This is a genomic window from Aminobacter carboxidus (assembly GCF_014863355.1).
Taxonomy (GTDB): domain Bacteria; phylum Pseudomonadota; class Alphaproteobacteria; order Rhizobiales; family Rhizobiaceae; genus Aminobacter; species Aminobacter carboxidus.
This window is the reverse complement of the sequence record NZ_JACZEP010000019.1, coordinates 57,127-78,377: the sequence shown is the minus strand read 5'-3', so window position 1 is coordinate 78,377 and position 21,251 is coordinate 57,127. Positions and strand designations below refer to the sequence as shown.

The 21,251-nt window shown below is 63.0% G+C and carries 18 protein-coding genes; 12 read left to right on the top strand and 6 right to left on the bottom strand.

The features are described 5' to 3' along the window. The coding region (locus IHE39_RS31200) for an integrase core domain-containing protein (protein WP_192568492.1) at positions 1–132 on the top strand (132 nt) is incomplete at its 5' end. Here IHE39_RS31200 and IHE39_RS29005 read toward each other — a convergent pair. Next, positions 129–752, bottom strand: coding sequence for a helix-turn-helix domain-containing protein (locus IHE39_RS29005; RefSeq protein WP_184769744.1), 624 nt, complete (start codon positions 750–752; stop codon positions 129–131). The two genes, IHE39_RS31200 and IHE39_RS29005, sit on opposite strands and share 4 nt — an antisense overlap. A gap of 111 nt (positions 753–863) precedes the next feature. Here IHE39_RS29005 and IHE39_RS29000 point away from each other — a divergent pair, with 111 nt between their 5' ends. The 3 genes from IHE39_RS29000 to IHE39_RS28990 all read left to right on the top strand — a co-directional run bounded on the left by IHE39_RS29000 (position 864) and on the right by IHE39_RS28990 (position 4,836). Next, entirely contained in the window at positions 864–2,018 is a 1,155-nt protein-coding gene (locus tag IHE39_RS29000) for an NAD(P)/FAD-dependent oxidoreductase (RefSeq protein ID WP_246485676.1), read from the top strand. 85 nt (positions 2,019–2,103) lie between these two features. Continuing rightward, on the top strand, positions 2,104–3,702 hold the full coding sequence (locus IHE39_RS28995; protein ID WP_192568948.1) for an ABC transporter substrate-binding protein: 1,599 nt from the start codon (positions 2,104–2,106) through the stop codon (positions 3,700–3,702). A 30-nt stretch (positions 3,703–3,732) separates the two neighbouring features. After that, positions 3,733–4,836 carry a serine hydrolase domain-containing protein gene (locus IHE39_RS28990; protein WP_192568947.1) on the top strand — a complete coding sequence of 368 codons (1,104 nt, stop codon included), beginning with the start codon at positions 3,733–3,735 and terminating at the stop codon, positions 4,834–4,836. Positions 4,837–4,900: 64 nt separating this feature from the next. Here IHE39_RS28990 and IHE39_RS28985 read toward each other — a convergent pair whose 3' ends face one another. Continuing rightward, positions 4,901–5,509 carry a DUF6969 family protein gene (locus IHE39_RS28985; protein ID WP_192568946.1) on the bottom strand — a complete coding sequence of 203 codons (609 nt, stop codon included), beginning with the start codon at positions 5,507–5,509 and terminating at the stop codon, positions 4,901–4,903. On the opposite strand from IHE39_RS28985, the gene IHE39_RS28980 reads away from it, so the two are divergent. After that, complete coding sequence (locus tag IHE39_RS28980) at positions 5,508–5,864, top strand: hypothetical protein (RefSeq protein WP_192568945.1); 357 nt, start codon at positions 5,508–5,510, stop codon at positions 5,862–5,864. The genes IHE39_RS28985 and IHE39_RS28980 overlap by 2 nt on opposite strands. Positions 5,865–5,931: 67 nt before the next feature. On the opposite strand, the gene IHE39_RS28975 is transcribed toward IHE39_RS28980, so the two are convergent. Then, positions 5,932–7,143, bottom strand: coding sequence for a YeeE/YedE family protein (locus tag IHE39_RS28975; protein ID WP_192568944.1), 1,212 nt, complete (start codon positions 7,141–7,143; stop codon positions 5,932–5,934). Positions 7,144–7,251: 108 nt separating this feature from the next. Next, positions 7,252–8,175, bottom strand: a complete 924-nt coding sequence (locus IHE39_RS28970; RefSeq protein ID WP_192568943.1) for a sulfurtransferase — start codon at positions 8,173–8,175, stop codon at positions 7,252–7,254. Positions 8,176–8,462: 287 nt separating this feature from the next. On the opposite strand from IHE39_RS28970, the gene IHE39_RS28965 reads away from it, so the two are divergent. The 3 genes from IHE39_RS28965 (at position 8,463) to IHE39_RS28955 (ending at position 11,354) form a co-directional block, all read left to right on the top strand. Further along, on the top strand, positions 8,463–10,049 hold the full coding sequence (locus tag IHE39_RS28965) for an ABC transporter substrate-binding protein (RefSeq protein WP_192568942.1): 1,587 nt from the start codon (positions 8,463–8,465) through the stop codon (positions 10,047–10,049). Positions 10,050–10,122: 73 nt separating this feature from the next. Continuing rightward, positions 10,123–10,521, top strand: a complete 399-nt coding sequence (locus IHE39_RS28960; RefSeq protein ID WP_192568941.1) for a hypothetical protein — start codon at positions 10,123–10,125, stop codon at positions 10,519–10,521. Positions 10,522–10,874: 353 nt separating this feature from the next. Continuing rightward, positions 10,875–11,354, top strand: a complete 480-nt coding sequence (locus tag IHE39_RS28955) for a transglutaminase-like cysteine peptidase (protein WP_184769735.1) — start codon at positions 10,875–10,877, stop codon at positions 11,352–11,354. A 15-nt stretch (positions 11,355–11,369) separates the two neighbouring features. On the opposite strand, the gene IHE39_RS28950 is transcribed toward IHE39_RS28955, so the two are convergent. Then, a complete protein-coding gene (locus IHE39_RS28950) occupies positions 11,370–11,852 on the bottom strand; it encodes a hypothetical protein (protein ID WP_184769734.1) in 483 nt (160 codons plus the stop codon). A 7-nt stretch (positions 11,853–11,859) separates the two neighbouring features. Continuing rightward, positions 11,860–12,594, bottom strand: coding sequence for a helix-turn-helix transcriptional regulator (locus IHE39_RS28945; RefSeq protein ID WP_246485675.1), 735 nt, complete (start codon positions 12,592–12,594; stop codon positions 11,860–11,862). 791 nt (positions 12,595–13,385) lie between these two features. On the opposite strand from IHE39_RS28945, the gene IHE39_RS28940 reads away from it, so the two are divergent. The 4 genes from IHE39_RS28940 to IHE39_RS28925 all read left to right on the top strand — a co-directional run bounded on the left by IHE39_RS28940 (position 13,386) and on the right by IHE39_RS28925 (position 21,242). Beyond that, entirely contained in the window at positions 13,386–15,191 is a 1,806-nt protein-coding gene (locus IHE39_RS28940; RefSeq protein WP_192568940.1) for a hypothetical protein, read from the top strand. Positions 15,192–15,332: 141 nt separating this feature from the next. Further along, positions 15,333–17,378 (top strand): type I secretion protein, encoded by a 2,046-nt coding sequence (locus IHE39_RS28935; protein ID WP_192568939.1) that lies wholly within the window; start codon positions 15,333–15,335, stop codon positions 17,376–17,378. 579 nt (positions 17,379–17,957) lie between these two features. Then, positions 17,958–19,886, top strand: coding sequence for a type I secretion system permease/ATPase (locus IHE39_RS28930; RefSeq protein WP_434781352.1), 1,929 nt, complete (start codon positions 17,958–17,960; stop codon positions 19,884–19,886). Between the two features lie 12 nt (positions 19,887–19,898). Then, on the top strand, positions 19,899–21,242 hold the full coding sequence (locus IHE39_RS28925) for an HlyD family type I secretion periplasmic adaptor subunit (protein WP_192568937.1): 1,344 nt from the start codon (positions 19,899–19,901) through the stop codon (positions 21,240–21,242). Positions 21,243–21,251: the final 9 nt, after the last annotated feature.

Here is a 21,251-nt window from a genome sequence, read left to right as displayed (position 1 = left end):
GCCTCATCGAACGAACGCGCCAAAGCCATTCACCACTGGGCAGCAAACTACAACCTAACGCGCCCACACTCTGCACTCGGCGGCATCAGCCCGTTCCAAAGGCTGAACAACCTTCTTGGAAACGACACCTAAGCCTCGATCTTCTCTTCGTCGTTGAGGCCGATCAGCGTCTGTTCCATGTCGGGCTCGTCGCCGGAGCAGACGCACAGCATCTCGGCATCACCCTCGCCTACCGACAGGTAGGCGTGGCCCATGGTCGAGTCGATGTAGACGCTTTCGCCTTGCTTGAGCCGCACCGGCGCATATTGCTCGGTGTGAACTTCGATCTCGCCCTTCAGCACGATCAGGAATTCCTCGCCGGCATGACTGGTCAGCGGGCCGAACTGCTCGAGCGTGCGTGCCCGGGCATTGGCCAGGATCGGCACCATGCGCTTCCGCACCAGATCGGTGGCGAGATAGAAATAGTCGTAGTTGCGCGTCAGCTGGCGCAGCGTCGTCGTCTTTGACGTTACCGAGCGACGGGTGCGCGCCGTAGGCTGCTTGGAGTCGCCGCTCAACAGTTCGGTGACATGGATGCCGAGCCCGCCGCAGATCTGCAACAGCTTGTCGTAGGTCAGCGACATCTGGTCGTTCTCGACCTTCGACAGCGTCGACACCGCCACGCCAGTGAGATGGCTGACGTCCTGAAGCGTCCAGCCATGCTGCCGTCTCAGGTTGCGCAGGCAGTCGCCAAGATTCGGCTGTTCCGACATGGGTCATCTCCATCACCCGCCTGTGTTAGCTATTCCAACTTCACTCGGCAAGATTCACCTATATTTTTCCTATACGCTAATTATTGACTGCATCAGAAAATGATTTTACGAATGGCCATGCATTCCAAGTCCCACACCCAAAAAGTAATCGTCATTGGTGGCGGCATAGCCGGCCTTTCGATCGCAGCCGCCGTCCAACAATGGGCCGAGGTTACTGTCATCGAGCGCGAATCCCAGCTTGGCTACCACGCCAGCGGACGCTCCGCCGCTTTGTTCACCGAGACCTATGGCAACGCGCTGGTGCGCGCGCTTTCGGTGGCAAGCCGGCAGGCGATCATTGACGGCGGCTTCATCGAGCACGCGCGCGGCGCTTTGCATTTTGGCGGCCCCGACGACGACGACGCCATCGACAAGCTCGCCGCCGAGTACCAAGCCCTGGTGCCGTCCGTGCGGCGGTTATCGCCCGAGGAGGTCACCGAACTGGTGCCGCTGATCGCGCCGGAGCGGACCTGTGGCGCCGTCTACGAACCAGGCGCAGTCGACATCGACACCGGCAAGATGGTCCAGGCCCAGGCCGCGGCGCTGAAGGTCGCCGGTGGCGGCATCGTCACCGGTGCAGATGTGCTTGAGATCAAGCGCACGCCGCAAGGCTTCCGCGTCGTCACCTCAACCGGCATCCATGAGGGCGACGTCGTCGTCAACGCCGCCGGCGCCTGGGTCGACGTCATCGCCGGACGTGCCGGCCTGTCCGGCCTCGGCTTCGCGCCCAAGCGACGCACCGCCTTCCTGTTTGATCCGCCCACCGGCGTCGACGTCCGCAAGTGGCCGTTGGTCGTCGACTTGCACGAGCGCTTCTATTTCAAGCCGGATGCAAGCCGGCTGATCGGCTCGCTCGCCGACGAGGCGGACACCGAGCCTTGCGATGCCTATCCGGAAGACATCGACGTCGCCACCGCCGCCTACAACATCGAGGAAGTGACGGGCCTCGATGTCGGCCGCCCGTCGACGCCATGGGCCGGCCTGCGCACCTTCGCGCCCGACCGCACGCCGGTCGTCGGTTTCGACCCGCGCCTGCCCGGCTTCTTCTGGCTCGGCGGCCAGGGCGGCTACGGCTTCCAGGTGTCGCTGACGCTGGCACGCCTCGGCTCGGCGCTGATGCGCGGCGAGCCGCTGCCCGACGACCTCGTCGAACTCGGCGTGAGTTATGGCGCGCTCGCGCCGGATCGATTCGTGCGGTCGGAAGCCGAGCACGCGGTGAGCACTTAGACCTCAGTCCAAGCAAGAGTGCTGGCGCGCGGAGGGAGGAGAACCGCCGCGCGGCGGCATCAAACAAAAAAAGGGAGCGATAACAATGACTTCTTCAGGCATTATTCTGCGTTCGGCGCTTGTCGCCTCGACCATGTTGTTCGGCGGCCAGGCCTACGCCAAGACACTGGTCTACTGCTCGGAGGCCAGCCCCGAGACCTTCAATCCGATGCTGACTGTCGCCGACTCCACCATGGACGCGGCGGCCAAGACGATCTTCAACCGCCTCGTCGAGTTCAAGCCTGGTACCACCGAAGTCGGACCCGCGCTCGCCGAGACATGGGACGTCTCCAAGGACGGCAAGGTCTACACCTTCCATCTCCGCAAGGGCGTCAAATTCCACTCCAATGAGACGTTCACGCCGTCACGCGAGTTCAACGCCGACGACGTGCTCTACACCTTCAATCGCCAGCGCGACGCCACCAACCCGTACTACAAGCTGGCCAACGCCTCGTACGAGTACTTCAACGGCCTCGGCATGGGCTCGATGATCTCGAACATCGAGAAAGTCGACGACTACACCGTGCGCTTCACGCTGCCGACAGCCAACGTCACCTTCCTGCCCGGCATCGCGCTCGATTATCTCTCCATCCTGTCGCTCGAGCAGACCGAAAAGATGGTCGCCGCCGGAACGCCCGAACTGATCGACCAGCGGCCGGTCGGTACCGGCCCGTTCGTGCTCCAGGCCTACCAGCAGGACGCGCAGATCCGCTATGCCGCCAACAAGGACTACTGGAACGGCGCGCCCAAGATCGACACGCTGATCTTCGCCATCACGCCGGAGCCGGTGGTCCGCGTCACCCGCGTCAAGGCCAACGAATGCCAGGTCGCCGCCCCGCCCCCGGCTGCTGCCCTTGCCGAGCTCAAGGACAACCCGGACGTCGATATCCTCAGCCAGCCCGGGCAGAACATCGGCTCCGTCGGCTTCAACACCGAGCACAAGCCACTCGGTGACGTGCGCGTGCGCACGGCACTGGCCAAGGCGATCAACCGCCAGGCGATCGTCGAGGCTGTCTATCAGGGCGCCGGCAGCCTTGCCGGCAGCGTCGTGCCGCCGATGCAACTGGGTGCGGTCACGGATGCCGCCATCGACTACGACCCCGAAGGTGCGAAAAAGCTGCTTCAGGAAGCCGGCCTCGATGCCGCCACCAACATCAAGCTGTGGGCGATGCCGGTGTCGCGCCCCTACAATCCCAATGCCCGCCGCATGGCCGAGATGATCCAGGCCGACTGGGCCGCCGTCGGCGTCAAGTCGGAGGTCGTCACCTTCGAGTGGGGCGAATATCTGACCCGCACCGGCAAGGGCGAGCACGATGCCTATCTGCTCGGCGGTTCGAGCGACAATGGCGATCCCGACAACATGCTTTCCTTCTCCTTCGCCTGCGACGGCGTGAAGGGCGGCTCGAACCGGTCGCGCTGGTGCAACCAGGATTTCGACAAGCTGCTCGAGGCCGGCCGCGTCACATCAGATCCGGAAAAGCGCGCCGATATCTACCGCCAGGCCCAGGCGATCCTGAAGGCCGAGGTGCCGGAAGCGCCGATCGCCCATTCGGTCGTCTCCATCCCGGTGCGCAAGAGCGTGCTCAATTATGTGATGGATCCGTTTGGCCGGCAGAATTTCGCCGCCGTCGACATCGCCGAATAGGGCCACCGCCTACAACGAGGGCAGACCGTCATGCTCGAAGAATTGAACCGTCTGTTCGAAACCTACCGCGCCGAGGGCGCGGTAGGTGCCTCGTTTGCCTTCGCGCTCGGCGATGGCGACGTCATTGCCGTGACATCAGGCCTGGCTGACCGGCCGCGCAACATCGCGGTCACGCCTGACCATCTGTTCAAGATCGGCAGCTGCACCAAGACCTTTGTCGCCGCAGCCCTGATGAAGCTCGCCGAAGACGGCAAGGTCGATCTCGGCCGCCCGATTTCGACCTGGTTCCCTGATCTGCCACGCGCCGGCGAGGTCTCGGTGCGCCAGCTGATCAACCATCGCGGCGGCCTGCCCGAGTTCGAATACGACATCCCGATGGACCCGAGCAGGTCATGGACGCCGTCGCAGCTTGTCGATCTCGCCTTCAGCGTCGGCGGCCAGAAGGCCCCAGGCGGCCCTGCCGTCTACAACAACACCGGCTATGTGCTGGCCGGCATGCTGATCGAGGCGGTCTCGGGGCTATCGTTGGGCGCCTATGTACGGGCAAAAGTGCTCGACCCGCTCGGCCTCAAGGACACATGGTCGCCGGCGACCGAAAGCTTCCCGACCGAGCGCATGGTGCGCGGCTACTACCATCGCCCCAAACCCGCATCCAATGCTGCAGCCGGCATCGCCGACGGCGGCGAGATGTGGCGCATGGATGGCGTGCTGCCCTACTCCGACGAGCTGCAGGATTCATCCGACAGCTTCCCCTTCTCCGGCGCCTATGGCTGCGGCGACATGGTGTCGACGCCACGCGACATGGTGAGGTTCATGCGGGCGCTGTTTTCCGGCAGCCTGCTGCCGGCGCCTTTGTTCCGCGAGATGAGCGAAGACCGCGCCGAATTCAGTTTCCCGGGAACCCGCATGCGCGAGACGGGTACTGGCCTGTTCCAAAGCAGCTACGCCGATCTCCTGCTTTACGGTCACCAAGGTGGCATTCCGGGCTACGTCACCGTCATGCAGCACGAGCCCAAGTCCGGCCTGACGGTGGCCATGACCTGCAATGCCGGCTCGGGCAACCGCCTGTCACATCATGCTGGCAGCATGCACCCGGTGTTCGACCAGGCGATCAGGGTGATCCTGCGGGGCTAGCGCATCGGCCCGAAAATCTGAACCGGTTTTCGGAAGGCACGATGCGCGGTCGATGAATTGGAAATCAGACGCCCAGGCCGGCGGCCATCTGGCGAAGGTCAACGCCGAGTTCGGACGTCACCTCCAGCGCGCGGTCATCGCGCGCTGGAGCGCCATTCGGCGACTGATGCGCCGCCAGCACGCGGTCGCGCTCGCGGATCAGCGTTCTGACCTCATCGGCATAAAGCGCAAGCACGGCACTCAGCCAGCGATTGACCAGATAGGACGGCCGCGCGAAATGCAGATTGAAGCGCGGCAGCAGTGCAATCGTCGCCTCCGCTTCCAGCCAGTCGTCGCCGACGACCCATTGGTTGACGCTGAACAGCCTGACAAGCTTGCCATAAGCGTCGACACCCACGGCAACGATGTGGTGGATCGGGCCTTTCGCGCCCTCGGGCCGCACGAAGCAATGGAAATGGCCGTGCTCGGCCTGCCCTTCCTGCGGCGGATGGCTGTGATAGTACCACTGCGCCCCGGTCTCGGGATCGAACACGTCGCCTGGAGGAAAATGCTCCCACGCCGCGACTGACTTCGCCTCGCGCAGCGTCTCGAGCAGCACGTTGCTGCCCGACTTCGCCAGCACCTGCTCGCAGAACAATGCCTGCCGTGCTGCTTCGGATCTCGTCTCGTCCATGGCGCCTCCAGGCCGCAGCTTGGCCTATTGCGGCTGGGCCGCGCAAGGCGAAGCGGCGGCACACGGTGCTGCAGCAGCGCAAGGCGCCGGAGCCGCAGCGCATGGAGAGGCAGCGGCGCATGGGGCGGCGGCCGCGGGAGCGGCTGCAGCCGAGCAAGGCGAGGCGGCGGAGCATGGTGCCGCTGCCGCGCACGGGGATGCCGCAGCACATGGAGCCGCAGCGGCACAGGGCGAAGCGGCAGAGCACGGTGAGGCTGCGGCACAAGGCGAGCCTGCGGCGCAAGGATTGCCGGCGGCACAAGGCGTCGCCGGTGCGGCGGCTGCGGGTGCTACCTTGGGCGCGGCAAATCGATAGTGGTCGACAGCGACAGCCGATGTGGCGGCGAGGAAAGCCGTGCCGAACAGCAAAGTGTTGCGCGCGCTCATTTCTTGAACCCATCGAGGCCGAACAGAGGACGCAGCGCGACGCCGCCAAGGCTGCCGACAAAGGCCGAGGCAAACCACAGCCAGCCATGCACGCTGCCCGAGGCGATGCCGGAAAACAGCGCGCCGACATTGCAGCCGAACGACAGCCGCGCGCCATAGCCCATCAGCACACCGCCGATCGCGGCCGCCAGGAACGAGGCGAACGTCACATGTACCTTGGGCGCGAACTTGCCGGCAAGCCCGGCAGCGAGTGCTGCCCCCAGGATGATGCCGAAATTCATCACCGAAGTGACGTCCGCAAGCACGCTCGAGCCCAGCGCTTTGGCCGGTCCCGGCCAGTTCCAGAACGCCCAGGTCTCGACGGGAACGCCGGCCGCTTGCGCCACCTTGGCGCCCCACAGGCCGAAGCCGAAGGTCACCGACCAGGGATGGCCGGCGGTGGCGAGTGTGGCGATGTTGAGCCCGGCAAGCACAAGCCCTGCCCCCACCAGCGGCCATGGGCCGTGCAGCAGGCGGCCAACGCCCTGGCGCGGTGCGGACTTGGCCGTTTCGATTTCGCCATGGGCGCGACGCTCGACCAGCACGGTCGCGGCAGCGACAGCGCCGAGGCCGACCAGCGTGACGATCACGCCGCCCGGCACGCCGAGCGTCCGGCCAAGGCTGATCTCGGGCAATGAAGGCAGCGCCAGCCACCACGGCAGATGCGCCGTGCCGATGACAGCACCGACAATGAAGAAGACCAGCGTCACCAGCATGCGCGAGCTGCCGCCCCCGACGGTGAACAGCGTGCCCGAGCCGCAACCGCCGCCGAGTTGCATGCCAAGGCCGAACATCGCAGCCCCAACCAGCACCGACACGCCGACCGGCGCGAAGGCGCCGACAAGCGCCTGGCCGTTGAAGCTGCCGAACGACAGAAGCGGGATGAAGACAATGGCAGCAGCCGCGATCATCAGCATCTGGGCGCGGATGGCATTGCCGCGCTTCTCGACGACAAAGCGACGCCAGCCGCCGGTAAAACCGAACGAGGCGTGGTAGAGTGTCAGGCCGAGCAGGCCGCCGATGACAAACAGCACCGTCTGGCGGGCGTCGATCGCCTCGCCGATGGCGAGCGCGCCAAGGATGAGGGCAAGCCCGACAAAGACGACAGGCCCCTTGTCGAGATTGACGCCTGCGACAGGCGCCGGCGCGGTGGCATTTATCTCAGTCATTTCAGTTCAGTCCGCGAAAATCTGGAAGTCCAAGCGTGGCCGCTTCAAATGACGATGTCCAGGATCGCTCCTGGACATCGTCATGTCGGGTCTGCCCCTGTCCGGCGATCAGTTGCCGGGCTGGACAGGGCGTGCCGGATCGGCGGCCCACTCGGCCATCGATCCGTCATACATCTTGGTGTTCTTGTTGCCCTCGACCTCGCTCAGGCCGAACCACACCACCGACGCCCAGTGGCCGGTGTTGCAGAAGGCGATGTTCTGCTCGTCCTTGGCCAGGCCGACAGCCTGGGATAGGCCACCGACGGTTTCCTTCGAGGCGAAGGACGCCTTGTCGGCGTCGTAAAGCTTGGTGTTTTCGAGATTCTTCGAGCCGGGGATGGTGCCGGCTACACGAACGACAGGGCTCTTGGCCTCGCCCTTGAACTGTGCTGCCGGGCGGCCGTCGATCAGCTTGATGCCTTCGGCACGCGCCTTCTCGACATCGGCGGTGGTGGCCAGAAGCTCCTGCCTCAGCTCGCCCTTGAAGGCAACGGCAGCAGGCTTTGCCACATCGGTCGCGAGTTCGCCGCCGGCGGCTTCCCAGGCGCGCGCGCCGCCGTCGAGGATCGACACGGCGTCATGGCCGAGCACCTTGAAGGTCCAGTAGACGCGGGTGGCGCCGCCGAATTCGGAAGAGTCGGTACCGTTCGGCACGATCACGACATGGCTGTCATTGCTGACGCCGAGGTCGCCGATGGTCTTGGTGATGGTATCGAGCGGCGGCAGCATGCCGGGAACGCCGTTCACTGCGGCGCGCCAGCCGGCCGTCGCATAAGGCGCGCTGACCGCACCCGGCACATGGCCCTTGGCATAGGGGTTGGCACCGTCCTTCGTGGCGTCGCGCACGTCGATGACGACGAGGCTCTTGTTGCCGAGGTTGGACTTGAGCCAGGCCGCGTCGACAAGCGGCTTGTCCGTCAGGCGTTCAGCCAGTGCGCCGGTCGCAAAGGCCAGGCCGGCAGTAACGACGGCGGCAAACAGAGAAAAGCGCATGGGACAACTCCACGGAAAAAGATTCTAAAAACAGGACGTTCGGGACATTTGTAATCCGGTACGGCAGCGTAAACACGCTATCGCAGACCCAAATTGACGGCCATATCGAAACGGAATACGCAAAAATTGACCGACGACAGAATTCCATTCCCTGCATAAAGTTGCATGTTCATATGCAGAATAAAGAATATAACCCCTTCACAAATCGGTCTATTACGACGACTTTCTGATCGACGCCGCCGAGCCGATGATTTGGGCCGCAGCAAAGGCTCATGAGGGACAGAGGCATGCGTTTGCTCAAGGCGATGGTTGCAGCGATAATCGGGACAGCTCTCGCTGTCTCGGTTGCGTTTGCCCATACGCCCGACGATACACTGGTCGTTGCCGATGCCATTGATGACGTGGTGACGCTCGATCCGGGCGAGGTCGGCGAGGTTGGCGGCGTGCTGACCAGCAGCCAGATCTATCAGTCGCTGGTCAGCTTCGACGCCAACGACCCGACCCGCATCCAGGGCCTGCTCGCCGAAAGCTGGACGATTTCGCCCGACGGCAAGACCTTCACCTTCAAGATGAACCCGAAGGCACGCTTTGCCTCGGGCAATCCGGTGACGGCATGGGACGCCGAATTCTCGCTCAGGCGGGTTATCCACCTCAAGTCGCGCTCGGCCTTCATCATCGGCCAGTTCGGCTTTTCGCCCGACAATGTCGACGACCGCATCAAGGCGCTCGACGACCAGACCCTGGTCATCACCATCGCCGACACCTATTCGCCGAGTTTCCTGTTTTACTGCCTGTCGTCCTATATGGGCGCCATCGTCGATAGCAAGACGATCAAGGCGCATGAAGTCGATGGCGACTATGGCAATGGCTGGCTGAAGGCACAGAACTCCGCCGGATCAGGTCCGTTTGTGCTCAGCAAGTGGCAGCCCAGGGAGTCGATCCTGCTGACGCGCAACGACAACTATTGGGGCGAGCCGGCCAAGGTCGAGCACGTGCTGATCCGCCATGTCGCGGAAAGCTCGGCCCAGCGCTGGCTGCTCGAATCCGACGAGATCGACATCGCCAACCGGCTCGGGCCCAACGATTTCGACACCCTCACCAACAACCCGAAGCTGGCTATCGTCCACGGCCGCTCGGGCAACATCTATTACATGGGCCTCAACGTCCGGAACCAGTATCTCGCCAATCCCAAGGTGGTCGAGGCGATTAAATATCTGGTCGACTATCAGGGTATCGTCGACACCATTTCGCGCGGCACCATGGAAGTGCACCAGACGCTGGTGCCGAACGGGTTTCTCGGCGCCATTGCCTACAAGCCGTTCAGCTTCGATATCGAGAAGGCGAAGGCGCTTCTGGCCGAAGGCGGGGTCAGCGGCGAGTTCTCGCTCGACATGGTGGTGTGGGATACCCAACCCTTCACCGCTTTTGCCAAGGCGATCCAGGCAACCATGGCCAAGGCGGGTGTCCAGCTCAACCTGCAGGTCGTCGGTGGCCGCGAGTGGCTGGACCGCTACCGCAACCACGATCTCGACATCTGGCTTGGCCTTTGGGGCCCCGACTACCCCGATCCGCACTCCAACGCCAAAGCGTTCGCCGTCAACAAGCAGGACGCGCCCGATGGCTCCGACAGCCTGGCCGACCGCTTCGGCTGGAACGCCGGCGCACTTTCACCCGATGCCATGGCCGCCGTGCGCGAACAGGACACCGCCAAGCGTAAGGCCATGTACGAGGCGATCCAGAAGGTGCACACCGACAGCTCGCCCTTCATCATGATGTTCCAGGAAGTGCGCAAGCTTGGCATCAGCGCGCGGGTCAAGGGTCTGATGATGGGCACGACCTTCGCCGACGACCGCTATTGGGCGGTCTCGAAGTAAACTGTTAAGCCTGGGCAATTCTCCGCTGCATCCAACAAAAACCGGGCGGCTGTCGCCGCCCGGTATCTCTAGCGTGTTGCCCGGTCAGGTTCGGTCAGGCTCAGCCACCGGCGCCGCCGCCCGAGCCGCCGCCACCGACACCGCCGTCACCGTCACCGTCGCCATCACCGTCACCGTCACCGTCACCATCGCCGTCGCCGTCGCCATCACCATCGCCGTCGCCGTCGCCATCACCGTCGCCATCACCACCGCCGTCATTCTCGCTTCCGGTGCCGCCGTCATCGCCGCCATTCTCGCTGCCGGCCAGTACGGCCGCGATCAGCGACGTGGTCAGTGGAGGGCATTGTGCCAATTCGTCAGCCGACATGATGCTGCTGCGATTGAGCGCAATGCAGCACATTTCATAGTTGCTTTGGGAAAGTGGCTGGCATTGCGCGGCCGCCATGCGTGGCCGAACGTTGCTCTGGGCTGATGCGGGGAAAACAAAGCTGACTGCCGCAAGAGCCGAGGAAACCAGCAGAATCGTGTGAATCCTGCGCACGCAGGTTGGGAACGTCGTCATTTCTTCCTCCTGAGGGAAAAAACGCGCCCGTCCCCAAACTGGCGCTATGATCACGTGATCCGATCATCGGAAACACTTTGTTAATCATACAACCTTTTGAAATCAGTGCAAAGGTCGCTCGCATGGGTTGATTTATCTAGCTCTAATATGCTGTCTGCTAGTACCCATTGAGAGGGGGACAGCACGTGCAAAAAATCGCGGCGCTACTTGCGATCGCCTTGATTCCGGCTGGCTGCAGCCAGTCTACCACCGCCGGATCGAGCATGAGCACTGTCGGCTATGCCTTCGCCCCGCCGGCGGCAAACGCCTTTTGTGCTAGACAACCAGGACTATGCAGCTCTGCCGGCAAGACCAAGGTGATGGCGCTCACCGAAGCGCGCATGAGCGACCTCAAGAAGGTCAATGCCTCGGTCAACCAGCGCATACGGCAACGCGAGGATATCGCCACGACAGGACGTGACGATGACTGGCGATTGCCGACATCGGTGGGCGATTGCGAAGACATCGCCATCCTCAAGAAAAACGAGCTGCGAAAGCTCGGTTGGCCGGCATCGACCCTGCTGCTGACGGTTGCCACCTATGGCGGCACTGGACACACGGTGCTGACGGTACGCACCGACAGTGGCGATCTCATCCTGGACAACCGCACCGGCGCCATCAGGAACTGGAAGAGCACGCCCTACCGCTACTTCGCGCGGCAGTCGCAGTCGGAAAGCGGAAGGTGGACGCGTATCGGCGCTTGAGGATCCCGAACCCGCTCAGTGCGGAAACGCATTGTCCTCGACGATCTTCCATATCTGCCGGTTGATGTCCCTGATCGCCTCGATCGACGCCGAGATGCGATGCATCTCGTTGTCGTCGAGCTCTTCGTTCTTGCCGTAGCGGACGCTGTCCTTGCTGTCGAAGATGCGCATCAGTTGGGTGCTGGCGCGCGTGCCGGTCTCGTCGAACGAATAGATGCAATGGCTGTACTTGTTGCGCAGCTTGCCTTGGTGCGTCAGTTGAGCGGCCACCGACAGCACGGCCTCGCGGCAGGCTTGCGGTGTCTTCGCCATCTTGGCGAGCCGCTCGACGAGGTCGATGCGCGCACGTGTCGTGTTCAATGTCAGGAAGATGATGATCGCCGTTTCCTTGTCGACCTTGGCAAGGCCGGCGATCAGATAGATGAGCAGGCTTTCGGTGTTGGTCCAGGTGTAGTTGAGCTGGCCAACGGTAAGCAGCACGTCCTGGAAACGCGGCATCTTGCTCTCATGACAACGTTTGCTGCGCATGAAGCACAGCGACATCGCCAACACGTCGCTCGCCGCCGCTCTCCCGCCGCTTGTGATACACCGCGGCAGCTTCGGTGCGGTTGTGGGCACCGAGCTTGGTGATGATGTTGTGCAGGTGAATCTTCACCGTGTGCTCGGAAAGACCGAGTGCGGCAGCGATCAGCTTGTTCTGCAGGCCGCGGGCAACCATGGCCAGGATCTGCAATTCGCGCTCCGTAAGTTCGTCGAAATCATCCACTTCGTTCTCTTGCGAGGCTTGCGGCTTCTGCGGAGCGTCGAAGCTGACGGCAGGCCCGGTAGCGCCGGCGCGCCGCCGCTCGATGATCGGCTCGAACAGCGACAGCGGGAAGTATTCGCCGCCGCGCAAGACCAAGCGAACGACGGATAGCCACACGTCGAGCTTGAGGTTCATCGGCAAGACGCCACGCACATTGCGCGCGGTAACCACGTCGCGGATCGAAACCTCCTGCCGCCCGTCCTCCTGGATCAGCATGATCTGTGCTGAGGGATGGAGAAGCGCCAGCCTTTCGGATTGGGCCGCCACCTCGGGCAACTGCTTGGCCTCGACCAGGATCAGCGACACAGGGGCATCAAAGCCGACGCAGGCGTCGGCAAGGGTCGACACCTGATCGACGGTGATCCAGTGAAACTCGCGCTCGATCGCAAAAATAAGACTCTCCGAGACGAAATCGGCCGGAGCAACGATCAGCAAGGTCTTGCAGGTTTTCTGCGCGGAGCCATCCGCTCCGTTAGCGCGGCGTGCGCTGGGAATTGCCACTCGGTACATGAGTTCACCCACCCAATGTTCACAAATGCGCGTCTTTTTTCCCCCAGTTGCCGCCTTTGGGGAGCATTATTTAGATACCATATACCGCTTATTAACGGTTCGGTATATGCAAGATGAGCTAGCGAAAGCCCTCGCATAGCCCTTCCGGACAATTCAGCACTCAAGCGAGCTAGCCCTTCGGCCTAGTTCGGCTAGCCCAACCACACGATCATCGGCATGGCCTTTTTGCCCGATGCAAGCAGCCGGGACTTGGGCAATTCTGCAGCAAATGACTCGCAATCGTAGAATTGTGGCAAGAGGTCAATATTTCTGACCGATCATCGGCTGCAATAGCTAGATCAGCGCCGCGACTTCTTGGCGGTCTGACCCAAACAGCCTAGCGCGAACTGTCAGCTTACAATTTCAGGGTCACGGCCACAAACTTTGTTGGTTCAAGCAACATGGGCGTGGGTGCTTGAGATTCAGCAATCAGTCGCGATTTGGGCCATCTACAATGGTCTTGCGTTCACGACATTGTGAGAATCCGAGCCTCACCCCGCCAACAAAGGGGAGGTCTTCAGCCATCCAGAACTGAGTTCAAGGGTACCCGGCTATCAGTCCCCTCAGCCAGGCGACCCATCGTTTCTCCATCGAAAACTCAACCGACCGCGTGAACCCAAGACCGTGTGAAAGATGAGAACGGTCAAGTGACTGCGGTCCCAACCGAGGACAACACGATGTCATCTGATCGTAACAGCAACAATCTCAACGCGTTTGGCCTGCAATTCGTCGGCAACGACATTGATTTGGGCGGCGACAGCGAGAACGAAAACAAGAACGAAAACGAAAACAAGAACGAAAACGAGTCCGACAACGAAAACAAGAACGAAAACGAGTCCGAGAATAAGAACGAGAACGAATCCAAGAACGAAAACGAGAACGAATCCAAGAACGAGAACGAAAACAAGAACGAGTCCGAGAACAACAACGACAACGAAAACAAGAACGAATCCAAGAACGAGAACACCAACGAGAACAAGAACGAGACCAAGGTCGAGGTAGACGTCGACGTTGATGTCGAGCTCGACGGCCGTCTCGGCGACTACAAGGAAGACAATGATTTCGCTGACATCGACGGCAACGTTAAGGGCGACGTGCTGTTCAGCAAGGACGGCGACGTCAACTACAATCCGGGCGACGACATCAGCTTCAAGGACGTCTTGACCGGCGCGATGGGCGCCAACAGCAACGCATTCGTCATCACCCAGACCGCAGACATGGTCGACAACGACAAGCTTGAAGAAGCGACCGTCAAGAACGACGGCTACTTCAAGCAAGACTTCGACGCCAAGGGCGGCCATGCATCCGCTGAAGAAGGCATCAATGCCGACGGCGGCGGCGGCGGCGGCGGCGACGCCAAGGCTGGCGAAGCCGATGGCGGCGACGGTGGCAACGCCAAGGGCGGCGAAGCCGATGGCGGCAAGGGCGAGGGTGGCCTGGCGCTCAGCGCAGCCTTGGGTGGCGACGCCAAGGGCGACACCAAGGCCGACAGCGGCGACAGCAAGGGCGGCAGCGCCGACACCGACGCTGACGGCGGCAAGGGCGACGGTGGCAGGGGTGGCGACGGTGGTACCGGCCTCGGCCTCGGTCTCGGTCTTGGCCTCGGTGCCGGACTTGGCGTCGGCGCGAGCGAAGCTGACTCGGGCGATGCCAAGGGTGACGGCGGCAACGCCAAGGCCGACAGCGGCGACGCCAATGCCGATTCCGGCAAGGCCGATGCGGGCAATGGCGGCGACATCGACGACACCGAAGGCGGCGACGCCAAGGGCGACGCTGGCGACGGCATCGACGCATTCGTGCCGATCATCCCGGTCCTGAACTTCGGTGAAGGCGGCGACGCCAAGGGCGACGGCGGCAACGCCAACTCCGACACCGGCCGCGGCGGCGACGCCGATTCCGGTAAGGCAGACGCCGACAGTGGCGACGCCAACGCCAATGGCGGCGACGCCAAGGGCGATACCGGCGATGCACTCAGCGCAGGCTTCGGTGCCGGCTTCGGCGCAGGCTATGGCGAAGGCTCCGGTGAAGGCAATGGCGGCGGCGGTGGCGGTGGCGGTGCAGGGACCGGTGGTTCGGCGACCGCAGGCGCAGCAACAGGTGGCGCAAGCACCAGCGGTGGCGCATGGGCCTATGGCGACGGCGACGGCGGCAACGCGCTGAGCGGTGCCTGGGCTGACGGTACTGGCGGCAATGCTACTGGCGGCGCAGCCTGGGCTGGCGGCGGCGGCGGCGGCGGCACGGTCGGCGCAGCGACTGGTGGAGCCGGTGGCGCAGGTGGCGCAGGCGGCAACTGGGGCTCGGGCAATTCCGACGACGGCTACGTCACTGGTGAAAGCTTCGCCAGCGCCGACGCCATCATCGACACCAGCGCCTTCAACCAGCAGATCGTGATGGGTGCCAACCTGCAAGGCAATACGGTCGACATGACCGTTGTCGGCGGCAACTTCACCGAGACGCTGACGGGCGAAGACGACAACGCCTGATCGCCTGGCGCCGGTCGAATGATTTGCGACCAACAGCCAAACGAAACGGACTGCGCGGAGTTTTCCGCGCAGTCCTCAAACGTGACCGGCGGCAGCGCCTAGGCGCTGCTGCTCCGTTCACAAAGGGCGGAGGCTAGGCAGATGAATTCCGTTTATTTGGACAAGGTCTCTGACGCGATAGCCCACTTCGTCGGGCTCTTCGATATGAACGTCGAGGCAGCGCGCCAGAAGCAGGCCTATGATGGCTTCAAGGCGACCCAAGAGGCAGAAAAGCAGCTTCCGGACCCTGAAACCGTCGCCATCAAGGTCGACGCCTCCCACACCCTCAAGGATTTTGATCCGAACGTACCGTATCTGGCAATGCGGCCCGAGATCGAGCAGGTCACCGTCTGGTCGAAGGTTGCCTTCACTCCTCCTGAAGTACCCGTCCCCGACGGGCCATTCCTGCACGACTTCACCCGCCTCCCCGATAGCACGACGGTCGGGTCGGGTGGCGTCGTCCTGCCACAGATCGACCCGCCAGGCGACCTGGCCGCCATCATCATCCAGGAAATCCAGCTCTCCGACGACGACTATGTCGGCTTCGGCGGCAGCGGATTGAAGTTCACTCCGGCAGCGCCGGATAACAGCGCGCTGGACGAGTTGCAACAGGCAGCGGCCGACTTGTCGCCGATCGACGACCTGACACTTCCAGGCACGACCGAGGAGATGGCGACGTTCGTGACCACCGCCGTGGACCGGTTCGAGGCATTCGATGCGGCCGACCATGGCAACGCCGACGTCTTCAGCGTGAAGGGCGAGACCATCGAAGGCACATACCTCAACGGCCAGCTGGTCGAGGAGGCCGATGTTCCCAAGATGGAGGACTACGTCAACTTCCTGAAGGAACAGGACGATGACGAGGACGTAGCTGGACCGGACGGTCCGCTCGACATGGACACACCTCCTGATTCCGGCGACTTCATGGACGGCTGGGGCGACGGCACGGTGAACCCGAGCGTCGAAATCAGCACGGGCGGCAACTCCGTCATCAACAATGCCGTCGTCGTCAACGAGTGGGTCTCGGCAGAGGTCTTGGCCGTCATGGGCGACCACATCTCGCTGAACGCGATCGTCCAGATCAACGGCACCTGCGATGTCGACAGCGTCGGCTCGGCGGTTGGCGGCTGGCCGTTCGACCCAGGCGGTGAAAACCAGAGCTTCAACATCGCGATGTTCAAGCACATCGACCCTTCCGCCGACACCGAGGGCGAGGCCGCGCCTCCACCTGCCGGTTTCCCGGCCTACTACGTGGTCACCGAAATTTCGGGCGACCTGCTCATGATGAACTGGATCGAGCAATATGCGTTCGTCATGGACAATGACGTCGTCATCGCTTCCTCGTCCGGGGTGCAGTCGGTCGTTTCGACCGGCGAAAACACCGCCTTCAATGGCCTCAGCCTGTACGAGCTCGGCAGCTACTACGACCTCATCATCGTCGGTGGCAACGTCTACGACGCCAGCATCATCTGTCAGCTCAACCTGCTGCTCGATAACGACATGATAGGCGCCGTCGACGGCTTCGAGACGACGGGCGAAGGCTCCGCCTCGACGGGCGGGAACCTTCTGTGGAACCAGGCGAGCATCGTCAATGTCGGCGCAGGCACCTGCGAGCCGCTGCCCGATGGCTACGACACCGCAGCCGCCGATCTCGCGGCCGGCAACAAGGAATTGCCGAACTCAATCCTCCAGGACGCCGCATTCGCCGGCATCGGCGTGCTGCGTGTGCTCTACATCTCCGGCGACATCTACAATCTGCAGTACATCAAGCAGACCACCGTGGTGGGCGACAGCGACCAGGTGGCGCTTGCCATGAACCAGATGGTCGCCAATCCCGATGCGGAATGGACGATCACAACCGGCGGCAACCAGTTGGTCAACGACGCCACCATCGTCGATGTCGACGGCTACTCCAAGATCTATGTCGGTGGCGACAGCTACTCCGACGAGATCCTGATCCAGGCCAACCTTGTGTCGAGCGAGCCGGATCTGGGCGGGCAGGACCCGGATACACTCGTCAACGAAGCCGTGGCTTTCCTCGACGACGGCAATGGCGACGACACCGGCGACGCTTCCCAAGGCAACAACATCGCACCGCAAGCCGCCGATTCCGGATCGGCCGACGTCATGCAGCACATGCTGGGCTGAGCCGAATTAGAGGGGCACAAGATGACTGACGACCGTGAAGGCTGGAGTGGTTTTCATAATTTGCCTGATGAAGGCGATAACCAGGACAGCCAGCAGGCAGGCGCTCGGTCAACCGAAGCCAAGCCGGTTGCCCGACCGCGACTGTCGAATGCCGTAGCTCCCCAGGAGCAGGCGTTGGACAGGCTGGAACGCTACATCGAAAACGTGGTGGGCGAGTTGCATGACGCCGCCGGCGACAAGCCGGCAGCCCAGGCCACCCAGGCAGAGCGCAAGTCGGCGGAGGCTCCGGCGCCTGCGCCGCAGGCTCCCCAGGCGAGAGCCAGAGCGGCGCACGCAGATCAGCCATCCCAGAGGCCTTCAGAGCCCTCGATCATACCTCCGGAGCGGAGCGCTACGGCTCAACGCCCCCCAGCGTCTGCCCCCGCCGAAACAGCGCCCGGCACGCCGCCCCAACCGGCTCAGCGTGCAGCTCCGGAGGAACCCACTGCCGCACCCCAATCCCAGGCTGCGGCTGCTCAAACCAGGCCAGCCCCCAAAGAGGCGCCGCAACCGGCGGCATCGGCTTCCCCGGCCCCCGACATGCGGGTAAGCGAACCGCAAGCGCCGGCCAAGCCTGAAATGAAGGACACGTCGATGCCGGTCGGCAAGGTGATCGATGCCGACAATGGCCCGATCAAGGCAAGGGAAAAACTGCCTGAAGCCAAAGGTCCGAACGGCGGCGACATCGACAGCGGCGGTGGTGGCGGCGGTGGAGGCGGTGGCGGTGGCGGTGTCTTCCACAAACGCCTCGGCCCGATCGATTTCTCAGCCTCGCTGAAGACCGGCCTCAGCGTCGTCAAGCGCAACCTGCTGATCGTCATGTTGTTCACGCTGGCCAGCAACGTGCTTGTGCTCGCAATCCCGCTCTATCTGTTCCAGATCTCCGATCGCGTGCTGACCAGCCGTTCGGTCGACACCCTGGTCATGCTGACGATCGTGATCGTCGGCGCCGTGATCCTCCAGGCGATGTTCGACGCGATCCGCCGCTTCATCCTGATGCGTACCGCCGTCGAAGTGGCCGCCCAGCTCGGCGCGCCGATCCTGAGTGCCGCAGCGCGCGCCGCGCTCCACAGCAACGGCCGTGAATACCAGACACTCAGCGACCTCGGGCAACTGCGCTCTTTCCTCGTTTCGGGCACCTTGCTGTCCTTGCTTGATGCACCGCTTGCCCCATTGTTCGTGCTTGCCGTGTTTCTTGTGCATCCGCATCTCGGCTTCATCGTCGTCACATCGGCGTTGCTGCTGCTGCTGATCACGATCATCAACCAGCGCTCGACGGCTGCCTCCTTCAGCGAAGCCAATTCGTTCCAGAGCAAGGCCAACCTGCATCTCGACTCGATGTCGCGGAATTCGCAGATCATCAACGCTCTGGCCATGATCCCGGAAGCCGTGCGCATCTGGGGCAAGGACACCGCCGGCTCGCTCAGGGCGCAAGTCCTCGCACAGGACCGCAACATCGCCTTCGCCGCGACGTCCAAGGCAGTCCGGTTGCTGACGCAAGTCGCCATGCTCGGCTGGGGCGCGCATCTCGCCCTGGATGGCCATCTCAGCGGCGGCATGGTGATTGCCGCGTCGATCATCGCCGGCCGCGCGCTCGGCCCGATCGAGGGCGCCATCGAAGGCTGGAACCAGGTCGTGCAGTCGCGTGCCGCCTACGGCCGCATTGCCAGCCTGCTGCAAAGCTCGCCGCTCAACTTCGAACGGCTGAACCTGCCGCGTCCGGAAGGCCGGCTCGACGTCGAACGTCTGCTGTTCGTGCCCCAGGGTACCAAGCGGGTCGTACTCAACGGCATCACCTTTGCCCTCGCACCGGGCGACTCCCTTGCCATCATCGGCAACTCGGGCGCCGGCAAGACCACGCTCGGCAAGATGCTGGTTGGCTCGATCCTGCCGACGTCAGGCAATGTGCGCCTCGACCTGATGGACCTGCGCAACTGGGATCAGCGGCAATTCGGCGAGAACATCGGCTATCTGCCGCAGGACGTTCAACTGTTCCCAGCCACGATCAAGGCCAACATCGCCCGCATGCGCGACGATGCCAGCGACGCCGACATCTACCAGGCGGCCATGCTCGCCGACGTGCATGAGATGATCGCCACCTTGCCGCATGGCTACGAGACCTTCGTCGCCGCCGACGGCGCGCCTCTTTCGGGTGGCCAGAAGCAGCGCATCGCTCTCGCCCGCGCCTTCTTCGGCAATCCGCGGATGGTCGTGCTCGACGAGCCGAACTCCAACCTCGACGCCGCCGGCGACGTAGCACTTGCCCGTGCACTCCAGCACGCCAAGGAAAACAAGATCACCGTCATCACCATCACGCAACGGCCGGCACTGCTGCACAGCGTCGACAAGATTCTGCTTCTGGTGAACGGAACGGTCGCCCTCTTCGGTCAGCGGCAAGACGTGCTGCAGGCGCTTGCCCAGCGCGGGTTGAGCATCGAGGGCGGTTCGTTCGGCCACCAGATTCCGTAAGGGGACAAAATCATGAGCGATACGGCAATCGTCAAGGTCCACGACCTCGAATGGTACGCCGACGTGCCGCGCTCGATCGGCAAGCAGACCAAGATCGGCCTCCTGCTCATAGCGCTCACTTTTGGCGGCTTCGGCACCTGGGCTTTCACGGCGCCGCTCGCCGCCGCCATCATCGCCCAGGGTTCGTTCGTCGCCGCCGGCCAGAACAAGATCGTCCAGCATCTGGAAGGCGGAATCATCAAAGACCTGCTGGTTAGCGAAGGTGATGTCGTCACCTACGACCAGCCTCTTGTCCGCCTCGATGAAACGGCAGCCGAAGCCAGCGAGCGTCAGCTCTTCCTGCGTCAGGTCCGCCTCGATGCCATCGCCGCCCGGCTGCATGCCGAGATCAGCGGCGCGCCCCAAATCACTTTCCCCAACAACGTCAGCGACAACATCGACGATCCGGAGATCAAGCCGATCGTCGACGGCCAGCAGCTGAACTTCACCGCAGCGCGTGGCAAGCTTCAAAGCGAGATTGGCCTGCTGCAGCAAAACATCGCCGCCTACCGCTACCGCGCCGACGGCTATCAGCAACAGCATGACGCGGTGCAACGGCAGCTGGCTTTGATGAAGGAAGAATATGCCGGCAAGAAGAAGTTGCTCGACAAGGGACTGCTCAGGGCAACTGAAATCAAGGCGATCCAACGCGCCATGGCCGATGCCGAGGGGCAGATCGGCCGCCTCGCCGCCCAGGTTTCCGAAATCGGCGCCGAGGTCATCAAGCTCAACCAGCAGATCAAGCAGACAGAGGATGCCTACAAGCAGGCCGCGCTCGAGCAGTTACAGAACCTGGAGGGCGACCTCGACACCATCCGCGAGCAGCTTCGCCAGGCCAAGAGCATCCTCAGCCGTGTGACTATCAACGCACCGGTCGCCGGCACCATCGTGCGCATGTACTACCACACATCAGGCGGCGTCATCGAAAGCGGCAAGCCGATCGTCGAGATCCTGCCGTCGGACGTACCGCTGGTGATCGAGGCGCTGATCTCGCGTACGGACATCGACAGCGTCCGCGTCGGCCAGAAGGCAACAGTGCAGCTTACCGCGCTCAACCGGCGCACCACACCGGTGCTCGAAGGCCAGGTGATTTATGTCTCCGCCGATGCCCTTCCCGATACATCGGGTCCCGTCGCACGCGAGGTCTATGTCGCTCGAGTCAGCCTGCCGGCGGACCAGATTTCGCGCGTCCACGGCTTCACGCCGACGCCGGGCATGCCGGCCGAGGTGCTGGTCCAGACCGAGGAGCGGACATTCTTCAGATATCTGACCAAGCCGATCGCCGACAGCATGTCGCGCGCATTCATGGAGCGCTGAACAAGGGGG